This is a genomic window from Companilactobacillus tucceti DSM 20183 (genome assembly GCF_001434665.1).
GTDB lineage: Bacteria > Bacillota > Bacilli > Lactobacillales > Lactobacillaceae > Companilactobacillus > Companilactobacillus tucceti.
Window position 1 is genome coordinate 16848 of sequence record NZ_AZDG01000023.1, and the last position, 22671, is coordinate 39518.

Sequence of the window (22671 nt, forward strand, 5' to 3'; positions counted from 1 at the left end):
TTTATATGGCGTTTTTATGAATGGTTAATAAATAATGTTATATAATATGAGGTATGAAATGAGGGAGCGTTTATGGATCAAACAAAAAAGAATAAATCAACAGTACTTATCATGCTGTTGGTGTTTGGTATCTCATTAATTGGAAATTTATTTAATGTTATTAACACAAATGCTGATACCGTTAGTGATGATAGTTGGAAAACACCTAAAATGGTTATTTTAGACGGTAGTGGCAAAGAAGATATAACTGATAAACCTGATCTTAGTGGCTTTACATCTTTAAAGGCTAATTTTTATTGGGATATACCAGATGATGCCACGATTACTGATGGAGAGACTCTTAATTTTCAAATCCCTGATAACGTACAAATCAATTTTGACAAAGAAGGAGTAGATAAAGTAGTTAAATTAACATCTGGTGATAATAATGATGATGTAATTGGTCAAGCCGTTGTTCCATATGGTACAAGAGAGGGAGCAGTTACTCTTAATGATTACTTTACACTTACCGCTCATAATACTAATAGAAAAATAGAACTTAGTTTTTCAGGTAGAGGTCTCAATACCTCAGGTGAAAATCCCGGAACGGATCCAGGTGATAAAGCTTTTATGGTTAAGACAGGCTGGAATAATGGTAGCGATGGTAATAATCCCACCAAGTTAACTTGGCAAACTGTTTTAAACCAGAATAATAAGACTGTTTCTGGTTTAGTTGTGAACGATACAATTGGTGATGGCCAGAAATTCGATCCTAAAAGTATAACGATTCAAGATAGTAAACATAATGATATTGAAGGTGTGAATATTGATTATACGAGTAATAGTTTTACTTTAACATTTACTAAACCAATTACTGATAAAATCGATGTTCTTTACAATACGGATATTACTACGACATTTGTTCCGAATGATATATATAGTTGGGTAAATGATGTGTTAAGTACCTATACAGGCATTAGTGATGAAGTAGGTGGCGAACCTGCTGCCGTTCCTGGTGGACCAATCAAAAATTATACTCCTACTGCAATTGTAAATTGGGGTGCCAGTGGTAGTGGTTCAGGACATAACGGCTCTGTTGTTTTAAATAAAGTGGATGCAGTTACTGGTGATCCATTACAAGGAGCAGTTTTTAATCTAGTTAGAAGTGATGGTTCAACTTTAAATGATGCTTCTGGTAATCCTAAATACCAAAATTTGACAACTAATAGTAACGGTCAAATTGATATTGCTAATTTACCAGTGGGAAAGTATAAATTTGTGGAAACAAAGGCCCCAAATAATTATTTACTAAATTCAAGTGAAACAGATAATGAGCATGAATTTGAAATAACTGCTTCTCAACAATTGCCAATTGAATTTAATTTTCCTAATCATAGGGACCCATCTACCATTAGTGGAACCGTAACTTTGAATAAGATAGCCTCTGATACCGGTAAAGCACTTTCAGGTGCTAAATTTGATTTGCAAAAATCTGATGGTACGACTGTGGCAAAGGGATTATCGACTGATGATGACGGACAAATTAGTTATGGTAATTTACCTGTGGGTGATTACCAGTTTGTCGAAACAAGTGCCCCAGATGGATATGATATTAATAATTCTAAACTGAATTTTTCCATTTTTGAAAAACAAGAGAACCCTGAAGTATCCATGGTTGACCAAAAGAAAACTGGGACAAGTGTTCCAGATAATACTGGAAAAGTTGTTTTAACTAAATCTGATTCAAAAACTAAATCTGTATTGCAAGGCGCTGTTTTTAGGTTAGAAAACTCAGATGGTAAAGTATTGCAAAATGATCTTACGACTGATTCATCTGGTCAAATAACAGTTGATAATTTACCAGCCGGAAAATATCGATTTGTCGAAACAAAGGCGCCTGAAAATTATATTTTAAATGAGAATCCAGTCTCATTTGATTTAAAGGCAGGAGCAATCGTGAATGTTTCAGCAGTTAATGATAAAGAGGATGCAGGAACTATCCCAGTAGATCCGACTGACCCTACTGATCCAACAAATCCAATCAATCCAGTTGCCCCTACTGATCCAATAAATCCAGTAGATCCAACAGATCCACTGAATCCAGAATCTCCAAATCTTCCAAATAACCCCAATTCATCGATTAGTCAATCAGAATCTAATAATCCTGTATTACCACAAGGTTCAAGCACTAATTACCGTAATGACCAAGCTAAACTACCACAGACAAATGCAATTAGATCAACTTTTGCGTCGGTATCAGGAGCATTAATATTATTAATGATTACATTAGAATTACTGACAAAAAAACATGTATTTTCTGAAAAAGTATCACAAAAATAAACAGATGGTCTTTTTTACTATACACATTTCACATGAAACGGTGTATAATTGCCCATAACTTATTTAATTAAAGGGGGTATTATCATGGAACATATGTCAGGACATCAAAATTCATTTTCAGATATTGCTTTCATTTTAATAATTTCATTAGTAATCATTTTTTCTTGGATGTTGATCAATTTCGGGGCACCTAAGGCATCTTTTGAATTATTGTTTAAAGCGATTGATTTTGTACTAGCATCGGCCATCTTTTTGGTGGGGATTAAATTTAATCATGAAAATTAATATAGTAATATAAACTGCCTGATGAAAAATAATTCATCAGGCGGTTTATTTTTTATAGTGAGTAGCTACTTACTTGAGTTACAATATTCTATATATTAATTTGGGGGTTTTATTTTGTCGACAAATCAACATATGGTGATAATTTCTTTAGATTCAATGGGGTTTAGGGATCTTAATGAACATCAAGCGGAATTACCAACTTTAAATAAATTGATTAATGGAGGTACTTGGGTCAAATCAGTTACAGGGATTTACCCAACTTTAACTTATCCCTCTCACACTACGATCATTACAGGGCAATATCCTAATGTTCATGGAATAGTGAATAATACAAGGATTCAACCAGAACGCCGTTCTCCGGATTGGTATTGGTATCAAAGTGATGTTAGAAGTACAACACTATATGATTTGGCTCGTCAAAAGGGTCTTACTACAGCATCGTTTCTTTGGCCCGTTACTGCCGGAAGTAAAATAAATTATAATTTAGCTGAAATTTTTCCTAACCGTATATGGACAAATCAAGTATTAGTCTCATTAAAAGCTAGTTCACCACTATTTTTATTAAAAATGAATCATAAATATGGTCATTTACGTAATGGTATAAAGCAACCTCAATTGGACGAATTTATTACTGCTTGTGCAGTAGATACCATCGAAAATAAAAAGCCTAATTTAACTATGATCCATTTGGTCGATATGGATAGTATGCGTCATCGTTATGGCGTTCGTTCAAAAGAAGCTATGGAAGCTTTACATCGTCTTGATAAGCACGTTGCTCAATTAATAGAGGCAACTAAAAAAGCTGGTACATTTGATGATACTAATTTTGTTGTTTTAGGTGACCATTATCAAATAAATGTTAATAAGATGATTCATCTCAATACTTTATTTGCTAGAAAAGGCTGGTCATCAGCTAAAGGCAATCAAACTATCGAGTATAATTGGTCGGTTTTGGCAAAAAGCTGTGATGGTGCAACTTATATTTATACTCGTAATTTTAAGCACTTAGATGAATTAAAAGAGCGTATTGCAAGAATTGAAGGTATTGAGCATATCTATTCTAAAGAAGAAGCTGCTAAAAGAGGTGCCGATCCTGAATGTACCTTTATGGTAGAAGCTAAACCAGGATATTATTTCACGGATGAAAGTGATCGTCCCACAATTGTTGAAGAAGTTGATCCCGATAGTTTAGGTCAACCTGATCGTTATCATGGTGTTCATGGATATGATCCTAACAAAGATGGATATCAAACAACGATTCTCTTCAATGGTCCATCTATAAATGAAGGAAAGACGATTGAAAAGGCTAACTTGGTAGATGAAGCACCAACATTTGCGAAACTATTAGGATTAGAGTTTAAAGAAACTCTTGCCGGACATTCAATCGAGGGTGTTTTAAAAGAGTAGGGGGATTTTATGCATTTTAACAAACAACAATGGAGTTGGATTTTTTATGACTGGGCCAATTCAGGTTATGGAATAATCGTAACAACAGCGGTTTTGCCAGTTTATTTTAAGTCCGTTGCACAAAATGGTGGCGTTACACCAGCGAATGCTACAGCCTACTGGGGCTATGCAAACAGTTTTGGAACATTGTTAGTCTCAATTCTAGCTCCTGTTTTGGGGGCATTGGCCGATTATCCTAAAGCTAAGAAAAAAATGTTAAATATTTTTGCCATTCTAGGAGTTATTATGACTTTTGGGTTAAGTGTTGTTCCAGTAACTCAATGGTCTTGGTTATTAGGTATCTATATATTGTCGATCATTGGTTATTCAGGTGGTAATTTATTTTATGACAGTTTTCTAACAGATGTGTCAGATGATAATAATATGGATATTCTTTCTTCGTATGGATATGGGTTTGGTTATCTTGGAGGAGTCTTAGCATTTTTACTTTTCTTAGTATTACAGTTAACAAGTGGTTTTGGAATGTTAAGTAGCTATGGTGTTGCACGTTTTAGTTTTATCTTGGCGGCAGCTTGGTGGATAATATTTTATATTCCTTTGATTAAAAATGTGCATCAAGTTTACTCACTAAAAGCTAGTTCTAAACCAATTTTATCTAGTTTTAAGAGAGTCTTTGAAACGTTAAAACATATAAAAAAATATAAAGCTGCGGCTTGGTTTTTAGTAGCTTATTTCTTCTATATTGATGGAGTCGATACTATTTTTACAATGGCTACTTCAATTGGTATGGATATGGGGATCACTACCACTACATTGATGTTAGTTTTATTGGTAGTGCAATTGGTAGCTTTTCCATTCTCAATTCTTTATGGTTGGTTAGCTAATAAAACATCAACCAGAACAGGAATTTTTATTGGTATTATTTTGTATTTTGGTATATGTCTATATGCTTTAAAATTGAAGTCCGCTACAGACTTTTGGATTTTGGCTATTTTAGTTGGAACTAGTCAAGGTGGAATTCAAGCGCTTAGTCGTTCATATTTTGGTCGTTTGATTCCTGAAGAATCAGGTAGTGAATTTTTTGGATTTTATAATATTTTAGGAAAATTCTCTGCAGTTATGGGTCCTATCTTAGTAGGAATTGTTACGCAAATGACTGGTAAATCAACAATCGGGGCTGCTTCTTTAAGCATCCTATTCTTAATTGGATTGATTATTTTTGCCTATCTGCCAAGGATTACTGCCCATGAGTAAGATGGTGGCGAAAATATGTTCGCTATGGTAATATAGAACCAATATAATTGTGCCTAACGCAAATGACATCTAATTCATATTTGAGTTAGGTGTCTTTTTTAGCTTTGGAGGGGTAAATTCGTGATAGATCGAGTAGACGACAATAAATTTGATTTGGTTTCTAAGTATTCACCTGCTGGAGATCAAGCTCAAGCAATCGAAAAAATTACACAAGATTTTAAAGATGGCGATAAAGAAGTCATCCTTGAAGGTGCTACTGGTACAGGGAAGACATTTACCATGGCCAACGTAATTAAAAATCTAAATAAACCGACATTGATAATTTCACATAACAAAACTTTAGCTGGTCAACTTTATGGTGAATTTAAGGAGTTCTTTCCTAATAACGCCGTAGAGTATTTTGTTAGTTACTATGATTATTATCAACCTGAAGCATATGTTCCATCTAGTGATACATACATTGAAAAAGATTCCAGCATTAATGATGAGATCGATAAGTTACGACACTCTGCAACTAGCTCACTTCTTGAACGAAATGATGTTATTGTTGTGGCTTCTGTTTCTTGTATCTTTGGGTTAGGTGATCCTAGAGAATATGCTGATAGTATTATTTCATTGCGAGTTGGACAAGAATTATCACGTGATAAACTTTTAGAGGAATTAGTTGATAATCAATTTGAACGTAATGATATTGATTTTCAACGTGGACGTTTTCGTGTTCGTGGGGATGTTGTTGATATTTTCCCAGCATCTCGAGATGATAATGCCATTCGTGTTGAATTTTTTGGTGATGAGATCGATCGTATTATTGAAATGGATGCATTGACTGGTGAAATTAAAGGTCAAATGGATCATATTGGAATTTTCCCAGCAACTCACTTTATGATTTCTGATTCAAAGATGGAAGATGCTTTGGATAGAATTCAAAAGGAAATGGATGAACAAGTTGCTAAGTTTACTAAAGAAGGTAAGCTACTTGAGGCCCAACGTATTAAGCAACGTACTGAATATGATATCGAAATGATGCGTGAAATGGGTTACACATCGGGTATCGAAAATTATTCTAGACATATGGAAGGTCGTGCAGAAGGTGAACCTCCATTTACACTGCTAGATTTCTTCCCGAAAGATTTCAACATTATGATCGATGAGTCCCACGTTACTATGCCGCAAATTCGTGGTATGTATAACGGAGACCGTGCTAGAAAGCAAATGCTGGTAAATTATGGATTCCGTTTGCCAAGTGCCTTAGATAACCGTCCACTTAAACTTGAGGAGTTTGAAAAACATGTTAATCGAATTCTTTATGTTTCTGCAACTCCCGGTCCATATGAATTAGATCGTACTGATCATGTGGCAGAACAAATTATCCGTCCAACTGGATTACTTGATCCAGTTATTGAAGTTCGTCCAATCATGGGTCAAATTGATGATTTAGTTGGTGAAATCAACGATCGTGTTGCTAAACATGAGCGTGTATTTGTCACGACATTAACTAAGAAAATGGCTGAAGATTTAACGGATTACTTTAAAGATTTAGGTATCAAAGTTAAATATCTGCACAGTGATATTAAGACGCTTGAACGTACAAAGATTATTCGTGATTTAAGATTAGGTAAATTCGATGTCTTGATAGGTATCAATCTTTTACGTGAGGGAATTGATGTTCCTGAAGTATCATTGATTGCTATCCTTGATGCAGATAAAGAAGGATTCTTACGTGCTGAAAGATCATTAGTTCAGATCATTGGACGTGCTTCTCGTAATGAACACGGTAAAGTTATCATGTATGCTGATTCAGAGACTGATTCTATGAAAGCAGCTATTAGTAAAACAGCACGTCGTCGTAAGTTACAGATGGCTTTCAATGAAAAGCATGGTATTACACCAACGACAATTGTTAAACCAATTAGAGATGCTATCTCTATGTTCCAAAAAGTCGATAATGAAGCGTCAGAAACAGAAAAAATTGATGACGATTTAGACTTTACAGATATGTCCAAAAAGGAACAAAAAGAGTTATTATCTAATTTGCAAGAACAAATGGAAGCCGCAGCTAAGAAACTTGACTTTGAGGCCGCAGCTAATTTACGTGATACGATTCTAGAGTTGAAGGCGGAAATGAAGTAAATATGTTAAATGATAAAATTGTGATCCATGGAGCAAGAGCTCATAATTTAAAAAATGTTGATGTCACTATTCCAAGAGATAAGCTAGTTGTAATGACCGGTTTATCAGGTTCAGGGAAAAGTTCTTTAGCGTTTGATACTTTATATGCAGAAGGTCAAAGACGCTATGTTGAAAGTTTATCGTCATATGCTAGACAATTCTTAGGTCAGATGGATAAGCCGGATGTTGATTCAATCGATGGATTAAGTCCTGCTATTTCGATCGACCAAAAAACTACTTCTAAGAATCCTCGTTCAACTGTAGGAACAGTTACTGAAATCAATGACTATTTGCGTCTATTGTGGGCCCGTGTTGGGACACCAATTTGTCCAAATGATGGAACTGTTATTACTAGTCAATCAGCTCAACAAATGGTTGACGCAATTTTAAAATTAGATGATGGAACTAAATTACAAATCCTATCACCAGTTATTAGAGCAAAACGTGGACAACACAAAAAAGCCTTAGCCCAAATTCAAAAACAAGGTTATGTGAGAATTCGAGTAGACGGCGAGACACATGATGTTGGTGAAGAATTAGAACTCGATAAAAATAAGAAACATGATATTGACGTTGTCGTTGATAGAATTGTTATTAATGATCATATTAAGTCTCGTTTATTTGATTCCGTTGAAGCAGCTTTGCGTTTGTCAGATGGATATATGAATGTGGACGTCATTGGTCAAGATATGATGGTCTTCTCAGAAAAAAATGCATGTCCTATTTGTGGATTTACTGTGGGTGAGTTAGAACCAAGACTATTTTCGTTTAATGCACCATTTGGAGCTTGTGAGAATTGTGATGGTTTAGGAATCAAACTTGAAGTCGATATTGACCTTGTTGTCCCTGATCAAAGTGTAACCTTAGCACAGGGAGCAATCATTCCTTGGAATCCAATCAGTTCACAATATTATCCACAAATGTTGGCTCAAGCATGTAAAGAATTCAATATTGATATGGATGTTCCTTTTGAAAAATTATCTGATCATGATAAGAATATTGTTTTAAATGGTTCAGATGGAAAAACATTCCACTTTCACTATGAGAATGATTTTGGAAATGTTCGAGATGTTGATGTTCCGTTTGAAGGTGTCATTCCAAATATCAATCGTCGTTATCATGAAACAAACAGTGACTTCACTCGTGAAGTTATGAGAAAGTATATGACTGAACTTACTTGTCCAGTTTGTCATGGTAAGAGATTGAATGAAAAGGCTTTAGCTGTCAAAGTTGAAGGTCAAGATATTGCTGAAGTTTCAAATATGTCAATAAAAGATGAATTACCATTCTTTAAGAAAATTACTTTAGGTGAACAAAAGACAGTTATTGCTAAGCCAATTCTAAAAGAAGTAAAAGATCGTTTAACCTTCTTAATAAATGTCGGTTTGGATTATTTAACATTGTCTCGTTCAGCTGGAACTTTATCCGGTGGTGAAGCACAACGTATTCGTCTAGCAACACAAATCGGTTCCAACTTATCAGGTGTTATGTATATTTTGGACGAACCGTCAATTGGATTGCATCAACGTGATAATAATCGTTTGATAAATTCACTGAAGAAAATGAGAGATCTTGGTAATACCTTGATTGTTGTTGAACATGATGAGGATACGATGTTAGCTGCGGATTACCTTATTGATGTTGGCCCTGGTGCTGGTGAAAAGGGTGGTCAAATAGTAGCTGCTGGTACTCCTAAGCAAGTTATGCGTAGTGCTAAGTCTTTAACAGGTAAGTATCTATCTGGTAAGAAATTTATTCCTGTACCACTTGAGAGAAAATCTGGTAATGGTGATTACGTTGAAGTATATGGCGCACAAGAGAATAACTTAAAGAAAATTGATGTTAAATTCCCATTGGGTAAATTTATTTCAGTTACGGGTGTTTCAGGTTCTGGGAAATCTACATTAGTTAATACGATTTTGAAACGTGCATTGGCACAAAAAATGAATCGTAATTCTAATAAACCTGGTAAATATAAGAAAATAACTGGATATGACAAATTGGAAAAGATGATTGCTATTGATCAAAGTCCTATTGGACGTACTCCAAGAAGTAATCCAGCCACTTATACTGGTGTATTCGATGATATTCGTGATTTATTTGCTCAAACTAATGAAGCTAAACTTCGTGGATACAAAAAGGGCAGATTCTCATTTAACGTCAAAGGTGGACGTTGCGAGAACTGCCATGGTGATGGAATCATCAAAATCGAAATGAACTTCTTGCCTGATGTCTACGTGCCATGTGAAGTTTGTCATGGTACACGTTATAATTCAGAAACACTTGAAGTTACGTATAAGGGCAAAAATATTGCCGAAGTATTGGATATGAAAGTTGAAGATGCATTAGAATTCTTTAGCAATATTCCAAAGATCAAAAGAAAACTTCAAACTATCGTTGATGTTGGTTTAGGATATGTATCTATGGGTCAGTCAGCCACACAGTTATCTGGTGGTGAAGCTCAACGTATGAAGCTAGCTTCTGAATTATACAAGAAATCTAGTGGAAGTAACTTCTATATTCTTGATGAACCTACAACAGGTTTACATACAGATGATATCAAGCGTTTGTTGTCTGTTTTACAGCGATTAGTAGACGAAGGTAACACTGTACTGGTCATCGAGCATAATTTAGATGTCATCAAATCATCAGATTGGGTGATCGACCTTGGACCAGAAGGTGGAGAGGGTGGTGGACAAGTAGTTGCCACAGGTACACCTGAAGATATTTGTAAAGTTAAAGAAAGTTATACTGGTCAGTATCTAAAACCTATTTTGGAACGTGATACAAAACGTACGATCGATGCAGAAAAACCTGGTAAATCAGAATAAAGTTAATACACTAACGGAGATAATCTCTTCGTTGGTGTATTTTTTTATCAATACATAAAAAATACTTAGTATTATCTTAAAAATGACACACCAGGGATGTTGTGGTATGCTAATATCTGAATGTGAGGTGCACTTATGTCAAAAGACGTGCTTAATTTAGTTATTGTGACTGGTATGAGTGGCGCAGGGAAAACTGTTGCCATGCAGTCTTTTGAAGATCTGGGGTATTTTTGTATCGATAATATGCCACCAAATCTTTTGCCAAAATTTTGGGAATTGGTTCATGAATCTGGAACCATCAATAAAGTTGCTTTAGTTGTTGATATTCGTTCTCGTGCATTTTATGATGAAATATTTTCTATGGTTTCACAAATGGATGAAGATGAACAAGAGAAACATCAAAAAGTTAACATGAAAATTTTGTTCTTAAATGCTTCTGATGAGGAACTGGTTTCAAGATACAAAGAAACTCGTCGTAGTCATCCTTTAGCCATGGAAGGACGTTTACTAGATGGTATTCAAAAAGAACGTGAGCTTTTATCAGAAATTAAAAGTAGAGCTCAAGTTGAAATTGATACGACAGATTTAACACCACGCCAATTGCGTGAAGAAATATTCTCTAACTTTCAAGAAAGTACAAGTGTCCCAACATTCCATATTGAAGTAATGTCATTTGGATTCAAATATGGCTTGCCGATCGATGCAGATATCGTTATGGATGTTAGGTTTTTGAAAAATCCTTACTATGTCGATGAATTAAAGGCAAAGACCGGTTTAGATAAGCCGGTATATGACTATGTTATGAATGATGATCAGACAGAAACATTTTATAAAAAATTGTATGACTTATTTGAATATATTGTGCCTGGTTATGAAAAAGAAGGCAAAACTAGTTTAACGATAGCGATAGGTTGTACTGGTGGACAACATCGATCAGTTGCCATTGCTCAACGTTTAGGAACCGACCTGAAAGAAAAATACTATGTTGATATTACACACCGTGATATGGACAAATCTCAAAAGAAGGTAATTGAAGATGCCAACAAATAGGATAGTTCGTGTTGTTAAAGGACGTCGTCCAAAAGTGGTTGTTATAGGTGGGGGAACTGGTTTACCAGTTGTATTAAATAGTTTAAGAAATAAAGATGCGGATATTACCGCAATCGTTACTGTAGCAGATGATGGGGGATCTTCTGGTATTATCAGAAACTACATTAACGTGGTTCCACCTGGGGACATCAGAAACGTTTTAGCTGCTTTATCAGATTTACCAAAAGTAGACTTGGACGTTTTCCAATATCGTTTTAATACAAACGATGATTTCTTCTCGGGACATGCTATCGGTAATTTAATTATTGCTGCACTTTCTGAAATGTCACCTAACATCTTTGATGCCGTTCAAGAACTATCCAAGATGATGAAAATTGATGGTCATGTATATCCGGCCAGCAATACAAAATTGACATTGAATGCCGAATTTACTGATGGGACGACTCTTGCTGGGGAGCATGAGATAACTCATTCAGGAAAACATGTAAAACGTGTCTGGGTAACTGACTCAGATGATCCTAAAGAAGTACCTAAATCGTTATTGCCGGTTGTAGCGTCAATTATGCAAGCGGATGTAGTAGTTTTAGGACCAGGAAGTTTGTTTACTAGTATTTTGCCTAACTTAATGATCAGTGATTTAGGCGAAGCTGTGAGACAGACACCTGCTGAAGTCGTATATATTTGTAATATTATGACTCAAATTGGTGAAACAGAAGGTTTTACTGATGCTGACCATGTAAATGTTTTGAATGAGCATTTAGGTGGAAATTATATTGATACCGTATTAGTCAATACTCGTGAAATTCCAGATAATTATATGGATCATAAGAAGTATGACGAGTACGTAAAACAAGTAACACCTGATTTTAAAGGTTTACGTGATATGGGATGCCGTGTTATTCAAGATGATTTCTTATCGTTACATGATAAGGGTGCCTTTCACGATGGAGCAAAGATTGCTCGAGAAATATTAAACTTAGCCTTTCAATCAGGGAATAGAAAAAATGAGGTGAGACACTAGTGGCTTCTTACGCAAGTGAAGTAAAGAAGGAACTCACTAGTTTGGAAGTTCATCCCGAACATGCCCGTGTTGAATTATCAGCACTTTTGAGAATGAATGGTTCACTTAGTTTACAGAATCATCATTTTGTTTTGACCGCACAGACGGAAAATCCGGCCATTGCCAGAAGAATCTTTTCTTTGATCAAGCAAAAATATGGGATGGAATCGGAACTTTTGGTTCGTAAGAAAATGAAGTTAAAAAAGAACAATCAATACTTAGTTCGTTTGAAGTATGACACGAATAAAGTATTGACTGACTTAGGAATTTTGGATGAGTCGGGATTATCCATCAATACAGATGTGCCTAAAGACATCTTAAATGAAGATCAGCGTATGAGATCTTATTTAAGAGGAGCCTTTTTGGCAACAGGTAGTGTGAATAATCCTGAAACATCTCGTTATCATTTGGAAATATATTCATTATATGAATCACACAATGAAAGTATTGCTAAGATGATGAATCATTTTGGCTTAAATGCCAGAATAACTAAACGTCGTAATGGTTATATTGTTTATTTAAAAGAAGCTGAAAAAATTGCTGACTTCTTACAAGTTATCGGCGCTACAAATGCGATGCTTAAATTTGAAGATATAAGAATTGTTCGTGATATGCGTAATTCAGTAAATCGATTGGTAAATTGCGAGAATGCTAATATCAATAAGACAGTTGAAGCTGCAGAAAGACAGATCAACAACATAAAACATCTTCAAACGACTGTAGGATTAGACTCACTTCCTCAAAAACTTCAAGAAATCGCTGTATTAAGATTGGATAATCCTGAAGTATCTTTGAAAGAATTGGGGGAAATGGTACCTAGTGGGGCTATTTCTAAATCCGGTATTAATCATCGTTTAAGAAAAATAAATCAGATTGCTGAAAGTAGTCAGGTATAAAGGAATTATTCGTTTTAGAATAGTTTCTTTTTTATTTTTAGCTATATTGCTATAATTAGTTGACTTTTCAGGGAGGGATTTTTTTGAATAAATCTAGAGTTGAAGCATTTACAGACGCTGTTATAGCAATTATTTTAACGATTATGATTTTGGAGTTTAAGATACCTGAATCAGCTAAATTGTCAGCAATTTTACCTCAGGTTCCGTATATGATCTCGTATGCGGTTGGTTGGTTGTTTATTGGAATAGCTTGGTATAATCATCATTACATGTTTTCTAAAACCAAAGTTGTTACTAGAAAAATATTTTGGATCAATAACACTTGGATGTTTACAACCTCATTTATCCCAGTTGCCACAGCTTGGGTCGGTCGTGATCTGAATGCACAGGGACCAGAGATATTCTATGCCATAGTTTATTTCTTGTGGTCATTTGCATATACAGTTCTGACTTATGAGATTGCTAAGGCCAATGAAAGAGCTGGACATAAAGAGATAGCAGCAAGTATTCGTGATATGAAAATATATAAAGCATTAATTAGCTGGAAGTTTGTTGGTGCAGAGATAGTTGTTTGGATATTGATTTTAATATTCATGCCAGCACTACAGATGGTATTAATAGCTTTTCAAGTACTATTTGTTGGTGGAAACGTTAATGAAGATAGTGACAAATTATTTGATTAGAAAAGTCACGGTAAATATATAAGCTTTAGAATCCTTTGTGAGATTCTGGAGCTTATTTTTTTACCAAATTTTAGGAAAATCAATGTGAAGTATGTGTCTAAGTCATGGCGATTTATTACAAGACTAATAAATGATTTAGAAAAATCGTTAACTTGTGTATAAAATTAAATAAATATACTCTGAATTTTAATAAATTACTATTATAAAATGATATTAGAAAATAATAATCTTATTTCTTGATTTTGAACGCAAAAAATCAAAAAGTATGCAAATAATAACTTAAAAAAGATAATTCACATTTTTATGTTAAATATGTATTATCTTTTTTCACTATTTTTTGATAAATAGCATGTTATATATTTATTCATATCTTGTAAACTTTTATTACAATAACTGAATTAATCAATAAAGCGATAAATTGTATACTTAATTGTGAAGAAAGTATTATTAGGAGGATTAATTTATGAAAAGGGGAAAAGCAACTAAAATTGGATTAGTTACTTTTTTTTCAACTTTAACAATTGGTATATTTATGATTCAAAATAGTACTCAAATTGAAGCCGCACCATTGGGAACTCCATTGACTAACAATGCATTCACATCTACTCCAGCACCGGACAAGTTTTTGAATATCTGGAATACTAATGGTTATGACTTGGAACCTGATGCAGTCACTTATACCGTTGTCGGTAACTCTGTGACTTTACACACTGATGCGGCTCGTTCTTTGTGGACAGTTCTAGGTGGAGTTTTCGATGCACCTCATTATAGATGGTACAAGTCTGATGACGGAATCAATTGGAATGAAATTCCTGAATGGCAGAATGGATATCGTAAGAACTTCCCCATTCAAACTGGCCAAGAAGGAAGAACTTGGTATCAACTAGACACACAGTATTGGAACTATCTAACTGGCTGGATTGCTAAAACCCATATTTATTCAACGGTCGCGGAAGTAAATGCAGTTAATACACCGATTAACGCCACTGATATGAACGTTAATTCAGATAGCAATTACATTTATAACAATCGTGAAGGTCAAGTTAATACGACATATGTTCACGCCAATGTTAATCCTATAAGTTCGACCGGTAAGGTTACGTGGGATGTTGACAATAGCAATCTTGCTAGTGTTGATAGCACCGGTAAAGTGACCGCTAACGATAGAGGATTATCCGGTGTAGTTAAAGTAACAGGAATATTCCACAACATGGACAGTTCATTTGTTGTTGGATCTGCTTATGTTCAAGTAGGTGGGGGACTAGATAACCAGACTGTTCCTGCAGGACAATCTGCAACATTTTCACTTCGTGGTGATACAAACAGTATGACTGGTCTGATCAATAATGGACGAGCCAAAGTTGAATGGTATAAGAAAGCACCTGGTATCACCAAAGCAGAATATTTAGGCAAAAGTAATAGTTTTTCATATACAACGTATAATACGACGATATCTGATAATGGAACACAATATCAAGCAAAGATAACTCTTAAAGAAGGCTATAAGAGTACTGTTATAAAAACTAACTGGGCCACTCTCTACGCTAGTTATTAATTATTTTTAAGAGATCAGTGCTTATTGTGTAACTAGTCTCTTTTTATATTAATTAAAGTGTGAGGGGGCAAGCAAGATGAAAACTAACAAGTTGTTTTTCAGTAGATACTTTATCGTAATAGTGCTAATTATTGGAGTTATAGGGACTTTACCAACACCAATTGCAGAAGGTGCTACGACAAATACTTCAGCAATTAGTGATAAAGCATCATCTTCGACTACTGAAGCAGCTAATAAAGCTCTAACAGCTACTAAACAAGCAAATCAAAATTCCATTTCAAATGTAGTAACACAATTTGCTTCACCACTGGACAGTGTGAATAGTACAAGTTCTATAACGACATTAAATAACTTAATTTCACCGTTAACTATAAATAGCTCTACTATTGAAGGTCCTGTCGGTAATACAGGCTTATATTTAGAGTCCAATGTTAATTATATTTTTAACAGTGATAATAATCCTTCAGGTCTCGGTAATACCGGAACCATCACCTTAAAGTATAATAAATCAGGAACCGTTCCTAAAGTTATTCGATGGACTTTGACAGATAGAAGAGGTAAAGGTGATGTTACAGTAGATGGGTCAACTAAAAATAATAAGACTAGTGCTGGTGATACAATACAAATTATGGATGATCAAACAGTATTAGTTGGTGGAAGTGGAATAAACACAGGTAACCCTAATATGATCGATGGTGGATTCATTTCTGTAAAGGCTGATCCAGAAAATGATGCACCGGTATATATAGATATACCGACTGGTGGTGCCATGACTTCAGAAGATTTCTCCGACCACGCATTTGACGATACTTTGATGCATTTTCACATTAAAAATGATATTTTTTCGAGAGTTATCGATGATTTTATTTCGAGAAAGGGACTCACTTCATACAAGAATTTTGAATGGACTAGTATAAAGCTTGAGTGGGTGGTTGATAATCGTGAAAAGATGGAAAAGGCAGGTACACGCATAGGTTATGAGTCATATTATCTTACCTTTAACAATAATACTCATGAAATCTCATTTGATCCATCTATTCTTAACTATAGTTTTGTTTTCTTTAAAGATGGTAATTATACGAATTACAATGTTGTGCATGCGACTTTAACGGGATCGTTCAGATACAAAAAAACAAGTTTGATTGATACCGGAAAAGGTTCTCGATCTGTTAATTTTGGTGGGATATTTGCAGTAAGTCCACTTAATGAGGCTCCTACAACAGATGAAGAGTTGCCTAAGTTATCGATATCCAATCAAATTCAAAACCTGACCAATCCGGATAGTAATATCACGGATGGAGATAAAAAGGGATTGGAGATTCGAAACGTTAAGAATGGTGACAAAATTGAATATGGAGCTAATTTTGATGCCGAGAGTGCAAGTGGTTCAGGTGGTAATCCTGCTTTGATTAGGCAAGGTGTTTATACAGTACCGATACCTAAGGGAGTCGATATTGATACTAATGGTATTAAGTATACTAGTTTCTACGATTATCAAAATTCTGTGGATAATTCAAAATACAATCTAGTCGATTCTGACAATGTAAGCATACAGGATGATCCAAATGACAGTTCCAAACAACTTTTGACGGTAAAGGGATTGAGTATTACTCCACAGGTTTCAGGTGATATCGGTAGATTAGTATTCGATGGTAAAGTGACAGATGACAATCAATCTGACTTTGCCTTCACACCTTCATTTAAGGGTGTGGGTGGTTATGATAACAATGATCAAACCAAACCGTTATATGTTGAAGCAGATGGGCAAGATCAACTTATTAATTTTGATCCTACAAAGCCTTCAGGTGGAGTGACATTAACGCCAGTAAATATAGATTTCGGTTCTCTTAATTCAATTATTAATAGTGACCTTTTAAAACATCGTGTAAATGATAGTAGTTCACCTGTGTTGTCGATACAAGATGACAGAAGTGATGCGAATAAAAATAGTCAAACCGTTTCAGTTCAGCAAAAAGGAGAACTAACTAATGGTGGTTCAGCATTTCCTGGTGAATTGAGATTTTATGATCCAAGTGGTTCGAATGATGAGTTCAAATCTCTTGTAAGTGGGGAGATAGTTCCAATTTATATTTCTAAAAATGATGAAACGATTCCATCTATTTCTTGGGAAAATAATAAGGGACTTTTGTTACATGTAAATGGTTCAAATACGGCAATTCCATCGGGGAAATACACAACTACGTTGGATTGGACCGTTAGTGACACAATATAAAACGTTTTAAATCGGGGAGAGAGTATTTATGGTATTAACTGATGCACAGAGACGTGCGAATGAAAAGTGGCATAGAAATAATCGTGAACGTGCCAATTATATAGCTATGAGATCTTCAGCAAGAAGCTTCATAAGAAAGAAGTCAACCTTGGATGATTTGGATGGATTAGAGGAGATTATCAGGAAACGTAGAGAAGAGCTGAAAGAGTAAGAGCGCATCAAAACACGTTCAGCTTTCGAGCATTAAAGTAAAATGGCCCAGCAACCTGAAGGTTGCTGAGCCATTTTATTTTAAGCGGAAAAAGTTGTGTTTTGATGCGCGTTTGAGCAGCATACTTAAGAAAGATATATAGGACGCTCAAATTTTCATTTACTGTTGCATGTGATTTAAACGAAAAAAGTTGTGTTTTGATGCGCGTTTAAGTAGCATATATATTCGACATTACCAAACCCAAGGAATCAATTCCTTAGTACTCCTCTGGTACTCAACAAATGATTGACCGTAATGATGTTTTAAATATTTATCCGCATTTGGAATATAACTAAACACAAACAATAACAATAAAAAGATAGGAATGATTAGGCTCCATAAATTACAAGTAGCTAAAGCTAAACCAGTTACCCAAAGTACGTCTCCAAAGTAATTAATGTGAATAGCATATTTAAAAAGTCCACCAGTATACAATTTATCCTTGTTATTGGGATCATCTTTAAAAGGTTTTCTCAACAATTCAGAAGTAGTATTGATTATTGAACCTAAGATAAATAATATCCATCCTACGACGATCATTGGCATATTGATATTTCCAAAAACTGCAAGGATCGGAAATCCTAGATAATATAAACCAAATGCTAATCCATTTCCAATTGCCTCTTTAAAACTGATACCTCTTGGAAGCCAAAAGAACATCATCGAATTCAATCTTAAGAAAACGATTAAAATCATAATGTTAATATTTGAGATCATGAAGTTATCGAAGTGTCCTAAAATCAACCAGTAAACAATTATCAAATAAATAATTTGAATTACAAGTAGAGATATTTTAGCAGAGGTAGTTTTTTTATGTATTCCATACATTTTTATCAATCCTAATATTTAAAGTTTCTTTTTATCTTTAACAAGAATAGCAAAAATAAAACCTAAAATGGCCATAATACAGAAGAAAGTAAAGACGTAATGATATCCAATCAAGCCTGTATTGGCTGATAGACCATGATTTTGATTAGCTGTAACAAGTATTAATGTTGCTAAACAAACACCTAGAGAGCCTAATAATTGACGGACAGTCGTAATGATAGCAGTACCGTGAGGGATCAATTCTTCTGATAGAGAATTTCCGCCCAAAGTAGTTGCTGGCATCATAACAAAAGCATTTCCACCTTCAATGAGCATGGCAATCAGAATCATTGGTAACAATCCTAATTTTTGATTAAGGATGAATAGTAAAAACCAGCCGATAACGATCATCGACATTCCAGTAATCAAAGTTGATTTAAAACCAATTTTGTCAGCTAGTTTACCAGTTAATGGATTTAAGATACTTAATATTATTGCTGGTGGAACTAACGCAAGTCCTGATACTAGAACTGAAGTATGTAAAATGTTTTGGTAATATAATGGATAAATTATTGTTACAACAATTAAAGAAATATATGAGAATCCTGTTAATAAAACCGCTAAGTCAAAATTAAAATTAGACATTACCTTTAGATCAAGCAAGGGTTCTTTTTGAGTTAGTTGACGATGTATGAATAATCCTGTCAACACGATACTTACAACTAAGAGTATCAATAAATTCGTACTTAAACTATGTGTACTGCCGGCTTGATTTACAACATACAATAAACCGATCAAACCTAATAAATAAAAAATAGAAAGGGCATCAAGTTTTACTTTATGACGTGGCATAACATCTTTAATATAAATCGTTCCGATAATAAAAATGACGATCATAATAATCAAAAATATTACAAACAACCCTTGCCATTTTAGAAAGTTTAAAACGATTCCTGAAATTATTGGTCCAGAAGCAAGAGCTGATCCCATTACTAAACCGGCAAATCCCATGGTAGTACCACGATTATCTTCTGGTGTGATTGCCAAAAGTACCGACTGAAACGATGGGAATAGTATTCCTACACCTATAGCTTCTAAAGCTCGTCCTAACATTGCCATCGGGAAATTAGTTGCTGTTATGATGATTAAAGTTCCTATAGCAAATATTGCGACAACACCTAAGAAAATTTTCTTAAATGAAATATTATTTAATAGCCAAGGACTGATCGGCATCATGATACACATTATCAACATAAATCCAGTTGTTAGCCATTGAATTGTTGGTGCAGTGACGCCAAAGAATCTCATAAGTGTCGGATAAGCTGTTGATAGTGATGATTGACTGATGGACATAGTAAATGTTCCAGATAAGAGAGTGATAATAAACAACTTACGACTTAAAGAGTCTTTTATAGTAGTCTCCATATTTAATCCTCCTTTTGTTCTCCTAATTATAAATTAAGGATAGCCTAAATAACTTAAACTGTCTAATGGCAACAAAAAAGCACAGAATACAATTATTCTGTGCTGAGATTAAGCTAAATTACTTCTTAGCTTTTTCTTTATTTGTCATAACTTCATCAATCAAACCGTAGTCTTTGGCTTCTTGTGCAGTCATGTAATTATCACGTTCAGTATCTTTTTGCAACTTATCGAATGTTTGACCAGAATTGTCAGCCAAGATATGATTTAATCTTTCTCTTGTCTTACCAATTTCTCTAGCAGCAATTTCGATCTCAGTTTGTTGTCCTTGGGCACCACCTAATGGTTGGTGAATAAGAACAGTTGAGTTTGGAAGTGCAAAACGTTTGCCCTTTGTTCCAGCTGATAATAAAACACTAGCCATTGAAGCAGCTAAACCTGTTGCAATGGTTTGAATATCAGATTTTACAAAGTTCATAGTATCCATAATTGCTAATCCGGCGGTAACAGAACCACCAGGTGAGTTAATATAGATAGAAATATCCTTGTCAGAGTCTTGAGCATCAAGGAAGAGTAATTCAGCAATTACTGTATTAGCTAATTGATCGTTAACCTCACCAGATAACATGATGATTCTGTCTTTTAATAATCTTGAATAAATGTCATAGGCACGTTCGCCACGTGAGTTTTGTTCAATAACTGTAGGAACTAACATAAAATGCCTCCTATTTTTAATTAGCACTCTTAATAGTACAGTGCTAATTTAGCATACTATTCTAAGAGGGTCAACAAACAAACCTCGAGAATATAAAAAAACTCCCATAATAGGGAGTTAAATGTTATTTACTTCTGATTTCTTCAAGTTTTGCATGATATGCTTGAGCATTTTTCTTAACTTGTTCAAAGTCACCCTTAGCAGCTGGTCCAACTAAGTTGCCACCGGCACCAACAAGAGTAACACCCTTATCGAACCATTCTTCCATATTATCCAAACTTACACCACCAGTAGGCATAATACTTACCTGTGGAAATGGAGCTTTAACAGCTGAAACAAATCCTTGCCCAACAACGCTGCCTGGGAATACTTTAACGATGTCTGAACCATATGTCATAGCAGTTTGAATTTCTGTAATTGACATGCAGCCAGGTGTATATGGAATTTCGTAGAGATTACATAATTTAGCAACTTCTTTATTAAATGAAGGACTAACAATAAACTCAGCACCAGCCATGATAGCAATACGAGCTGTTGTAGGGTCTAAAACAGTACCAGCACCGATACATGCATCTGGATCATCTTTGTAATCTTCTTTAAGGTCGGCAATGATCTTATCAGCTTCTGGGGCTGTGAAAGTTAATTCAATTCCCTTAACACCGCCGTCTATACAAGCCTTGGCGGCTTTGTATGCTTCTTCTTTAGAAGCTCCACGAACAACTGCGACCACACCAGTTTTTTCCATTTTCTTTAAAATATCAACTTTTTGCATAAAAGTTCACCATTTCCTTATAATAAATTTACTTTTCCTATTAGAAATTATATAATCATTATAGCGCTTTCCTTAAATGTATCAAGTGGAGGACATACAATTGGTAGAATCAAAAAGCTATGGGACAGTTTTAATTAAGGCTAAGGCAATCTTGGATTATTTAATGGATCACGATTCTGGATTGACCTTAAAAGAAATTCACGAAGGTATGGAGATGTCTAAGTCTACAACATTGAAGATTTTGACTACCATGTGTGAATTGGATTTGCTTTGGAGAAATGATGAAGATAAGAAGTATCATTTAGGTGCTGAATTGATCGGATTAGGTCAAAAAGCACTTGCTGATTTTAATATCCATCAAATAGCATTACCTTATTTAAAAGAATTACGTGATGCAACTGAAGAAACAGTTCATCTTGGTGTAGAAATTGCTGATCATGTTGAATTTTTGGAAAAGTTGGAAAGCCCTAGAAGTGTTAATTTAAAATCAAAAATCGGTGGTCGCCTTAATCTTTATTGTTCAGCCATGGGTAAGGCTATATTAGCTACGAAAACGCCGGATGAACTAGAAAATTATTTTGATAGTAATCCTTTAGATCCACTAACTAAATTTACTTTAGTCAATCGTAAAGCAATAATGAAGCAAATTGATGTAGTTAGACAAAACGGCTACTCAATAGATGACCGTGAAAACGAAGTTGAAGTATTTTGTATAGGAACCGTACTTAAAAAGCATAACCAAGTTTATGGTGCGTTTAGTGTAAGTACTCCGTACTATAGAATGGATGAAGACCGTGAGAAGCGGATTATTAAATTAGTTTTGGAAACAAAAGAAAAAATTGAACAAGCAATATAGTTGAAAAGACCCACATCTTTTATATAGATGTGAGTCTTTTTGTTAATTATTTCGGTTCTTTGTCAAATCGTATTGATGAATGATTTTGGACCTGAGGCACCTCTTAA

The 22671-nt window shown here is 34.7% G+C and carries 18 protein-coding genes; 14 read left to right on the plus strand and 4 right to left on the minus strand.

Annotation, left to right across the window (positions count from 1 at the left end; all coding sequences use genetic code 11):
• Positions 1-72 precede the first annotated feature (72 nt).
• From FC72_RS09305 to FC72_RS09365, 13 genes are all read left to right on the plus strand, one after another.
• Complete coding sequence (locus FC72_RS09305; RefSeq protein ID WP_057767073.1) at positions 73-2319, plus strand: MSCRAMM family protein; 2247 nt, start codon at positions 73-75, stop codon at positions 2317-2319.
• Positions 2320-2403: 84 nt separating this feature from the next.
• Positions 2404-2604: a hypothetical protein gene (locus FC72_RS09310; protein ID WP_057767075.1), complete on the plus strand. Its 201-nt coding sequence runs from the start codon at positions 2404-2406 to the stop codon at positions 2602-2604.
• 114 nt (positions 2605-2718) lie between these two features.
• Entirely contained in the window at positions 2719-4011 is a 1293-nt protein-coding gene (locus FC72_RS09315) for an alkaline phosphatase family protein (RefSeq protein ID WP_157051153.1), read from the plus strand.
• Between the two features lie 9 nt (positions 4012-4020).
• On the plus strand, positions 4021-5265 hold the full coding sequence (locus tag FC72_RS09320) for an MFS transporter (protein ID WP_057767078.1): 1245 nt from the start codon (positions 4021-4023) through the stop codon (positions 5263-5265).
• A 120-nt stretch (positions 5266-5385) separates the two neighbouring features.
• Complete coding sequence (uvrB, locus tag FC72_RS09325) at positions 5386-7395, plus strand: excinuclease ABC subunit UvrB (protein ID WP_057767080.1); 2010 nt, start codon at positions 5386-5388, stop codon at positions 7393-7395.
• A 2-nt stretch (positions 7396-7397) separates the two neighbouring features.
• Complete coding sequence (uvrA, locus tag FC72_RS09330; protein WP_057767081.1) at positions 7398-10265, plus strand: excinuclease ABC subunit UvrA; 2868 nt, start codon at positions 7398-7400, stop codon at positions 10263-10265.
• Between the two features lie 135 nt (positions 10266-10400).
• Complete coding sequence (gene rapZ / locus FC72_RS09335) at positions 10401-11315, plus strand: RNase adapter RapZ (RefSeq protein ID WP_057767083.1); 915 nt, start codon at positions 10401-10403, stop codon at positions 11313-11315.
• A complete protein-coding gene (locus tag FC72_RS09340; RefSeq protein ID WP_057767085.1) occupies positions 11302-12336 on the plus strand; it encodes a gluconeogenesis factor YvcK family protein in 1035 nt (344 codons plus the stop codon). Before rapZ ends, FC72_RS09340 begins: the two co-directional genes overlap by 14 nt.
• Positions 12336-13271, plus strand: a complete 936-nt coding sequence (gene whiA / locus FC72_RS09345) for a DNA-binding protein WhiA (RefSeq protein ID WP_057767087.1) — start codon at positions 12336-12338, stop codon at positions 13269-13271. The genes FC72_RS09340 and whiA overlap by 1 nt, the downstream gene beginning before the upstream one ends.
• Before the next feature lie 83 nt (positions 13272-13354).
• The gene (locus tag FC72_RS09350; protein WP_057767089.1) at positions 13355-13954 is read left to right on the plus strand and encodes a TMEM175 family protein; all 600 of its coding nucleotides are present in this window, start codon (positions 13355-13357) and stop codon (positions 13952-13954) included.
• 463 nt (positions 13955-14417) lie between these two features.
• Positions 14418-15509 (plus strand): Ig-like domain-containing protein, encoded by a 1092-nt coding sequence (locus FC72_RS09355; protein WP_057767090.1) that lies wholly within the window; start codon positions 14418-14420, stop codon positions 15507-15509.
• A 76-nt stretch (positions 15510-15585) separates the two neighbouring features.
• Positions 15586-17742, plus strand: a complete 2157-nt coding sequence (locus FC72_RS09360; protein WP_057767092.1) for a hypothetical protein — start codon at positions 15586-15588, stop codon at positions 17740-17742.
• A 28-nt stretch (positions 17743-17770) separates the two neighbouring features.
• On the plus strand, positions 17771-17953 hold the full coding sequence (locus FC72_RS09365) for a hypothetical protein (RefSeq protein WP_057767094.1): 183 nt from the start codon (positions 17771-17773) through the stop codon (positions 17951-17953).
• Between the two features lie 231 nt (positions 17954-18184).
• On the opposite strand, the gene FC72_RS09370 is transcribed toward FC72_RS09365, so the two are convergent.
• The 4 genes from FC72_RS09370 to FC72_RS09385 form a co-directional block, all read right to left on the minus strand.
• Entirely contained in the window at positions 18185-18820 is a 636-nt protein-coding gene (locus FC72_RS09370; protein WP_057767096.1) for a methyltransferase family protein, read from the minus strand.
• An 18-nt stretch (positions 18821-18838) separates the two neighbouring features.
• Positions 18839-20224 carry a DHA2 family efflux MFS transporter permease subunit gene (locus FC72_RS09375; RefSeq protein WP_057767098.1) on the minus strand — a complete coding sequence of 462 codons (1386 nt, stop codon included), beginning with the start codon at positions 20222-20224 and terminating at the stop codon, positions 18839-18841.
• Between the two features lie 118 nt (positions 20225-20342).
• Positions 20343-20936, minus strand: a complete 594-nt coding sequence (locus tag FC72_RS09380; protein WP_057767100.1) for an ATP-dependent Clp protease proteolytic subunit — start codon at positions 20934-20936, stop codon at positions 20343-20345.
• 124 nt (positions 20937-21060) lie between these two features.
• Positions 21061-21708: a bifunctional 4-hydroxy-2-oxoglutarate aldolase/2-dehydro-3-deoxy-phosphogluconate aldolase gene (locus FC72_RS09385; protein ID WP_057767102.1), complete on the minus strand. Its 648-nt coding sequence runs from the start codon at positions 21706-21708 to the stop codon at positions 21061-21063.
• 100 nt (positions 21709-21808) lie between these two features.
• On the opposite strand from FC72_RS09385, the gene FC72_RS09390 reads away from it, so the two are divergent.
• On the plus strand, positions 21809-22564 hold the full coding sequence (locus tag FC72_RS09390) for an IclR family transcriptional regulator (protein ID WP_057767104.1): 756 nt from the start codon (positions 21809-21811) through the stop codon (positions 22562-22564).
• Positions 22565-22671 lie beyond the last annotated feature (107 nt).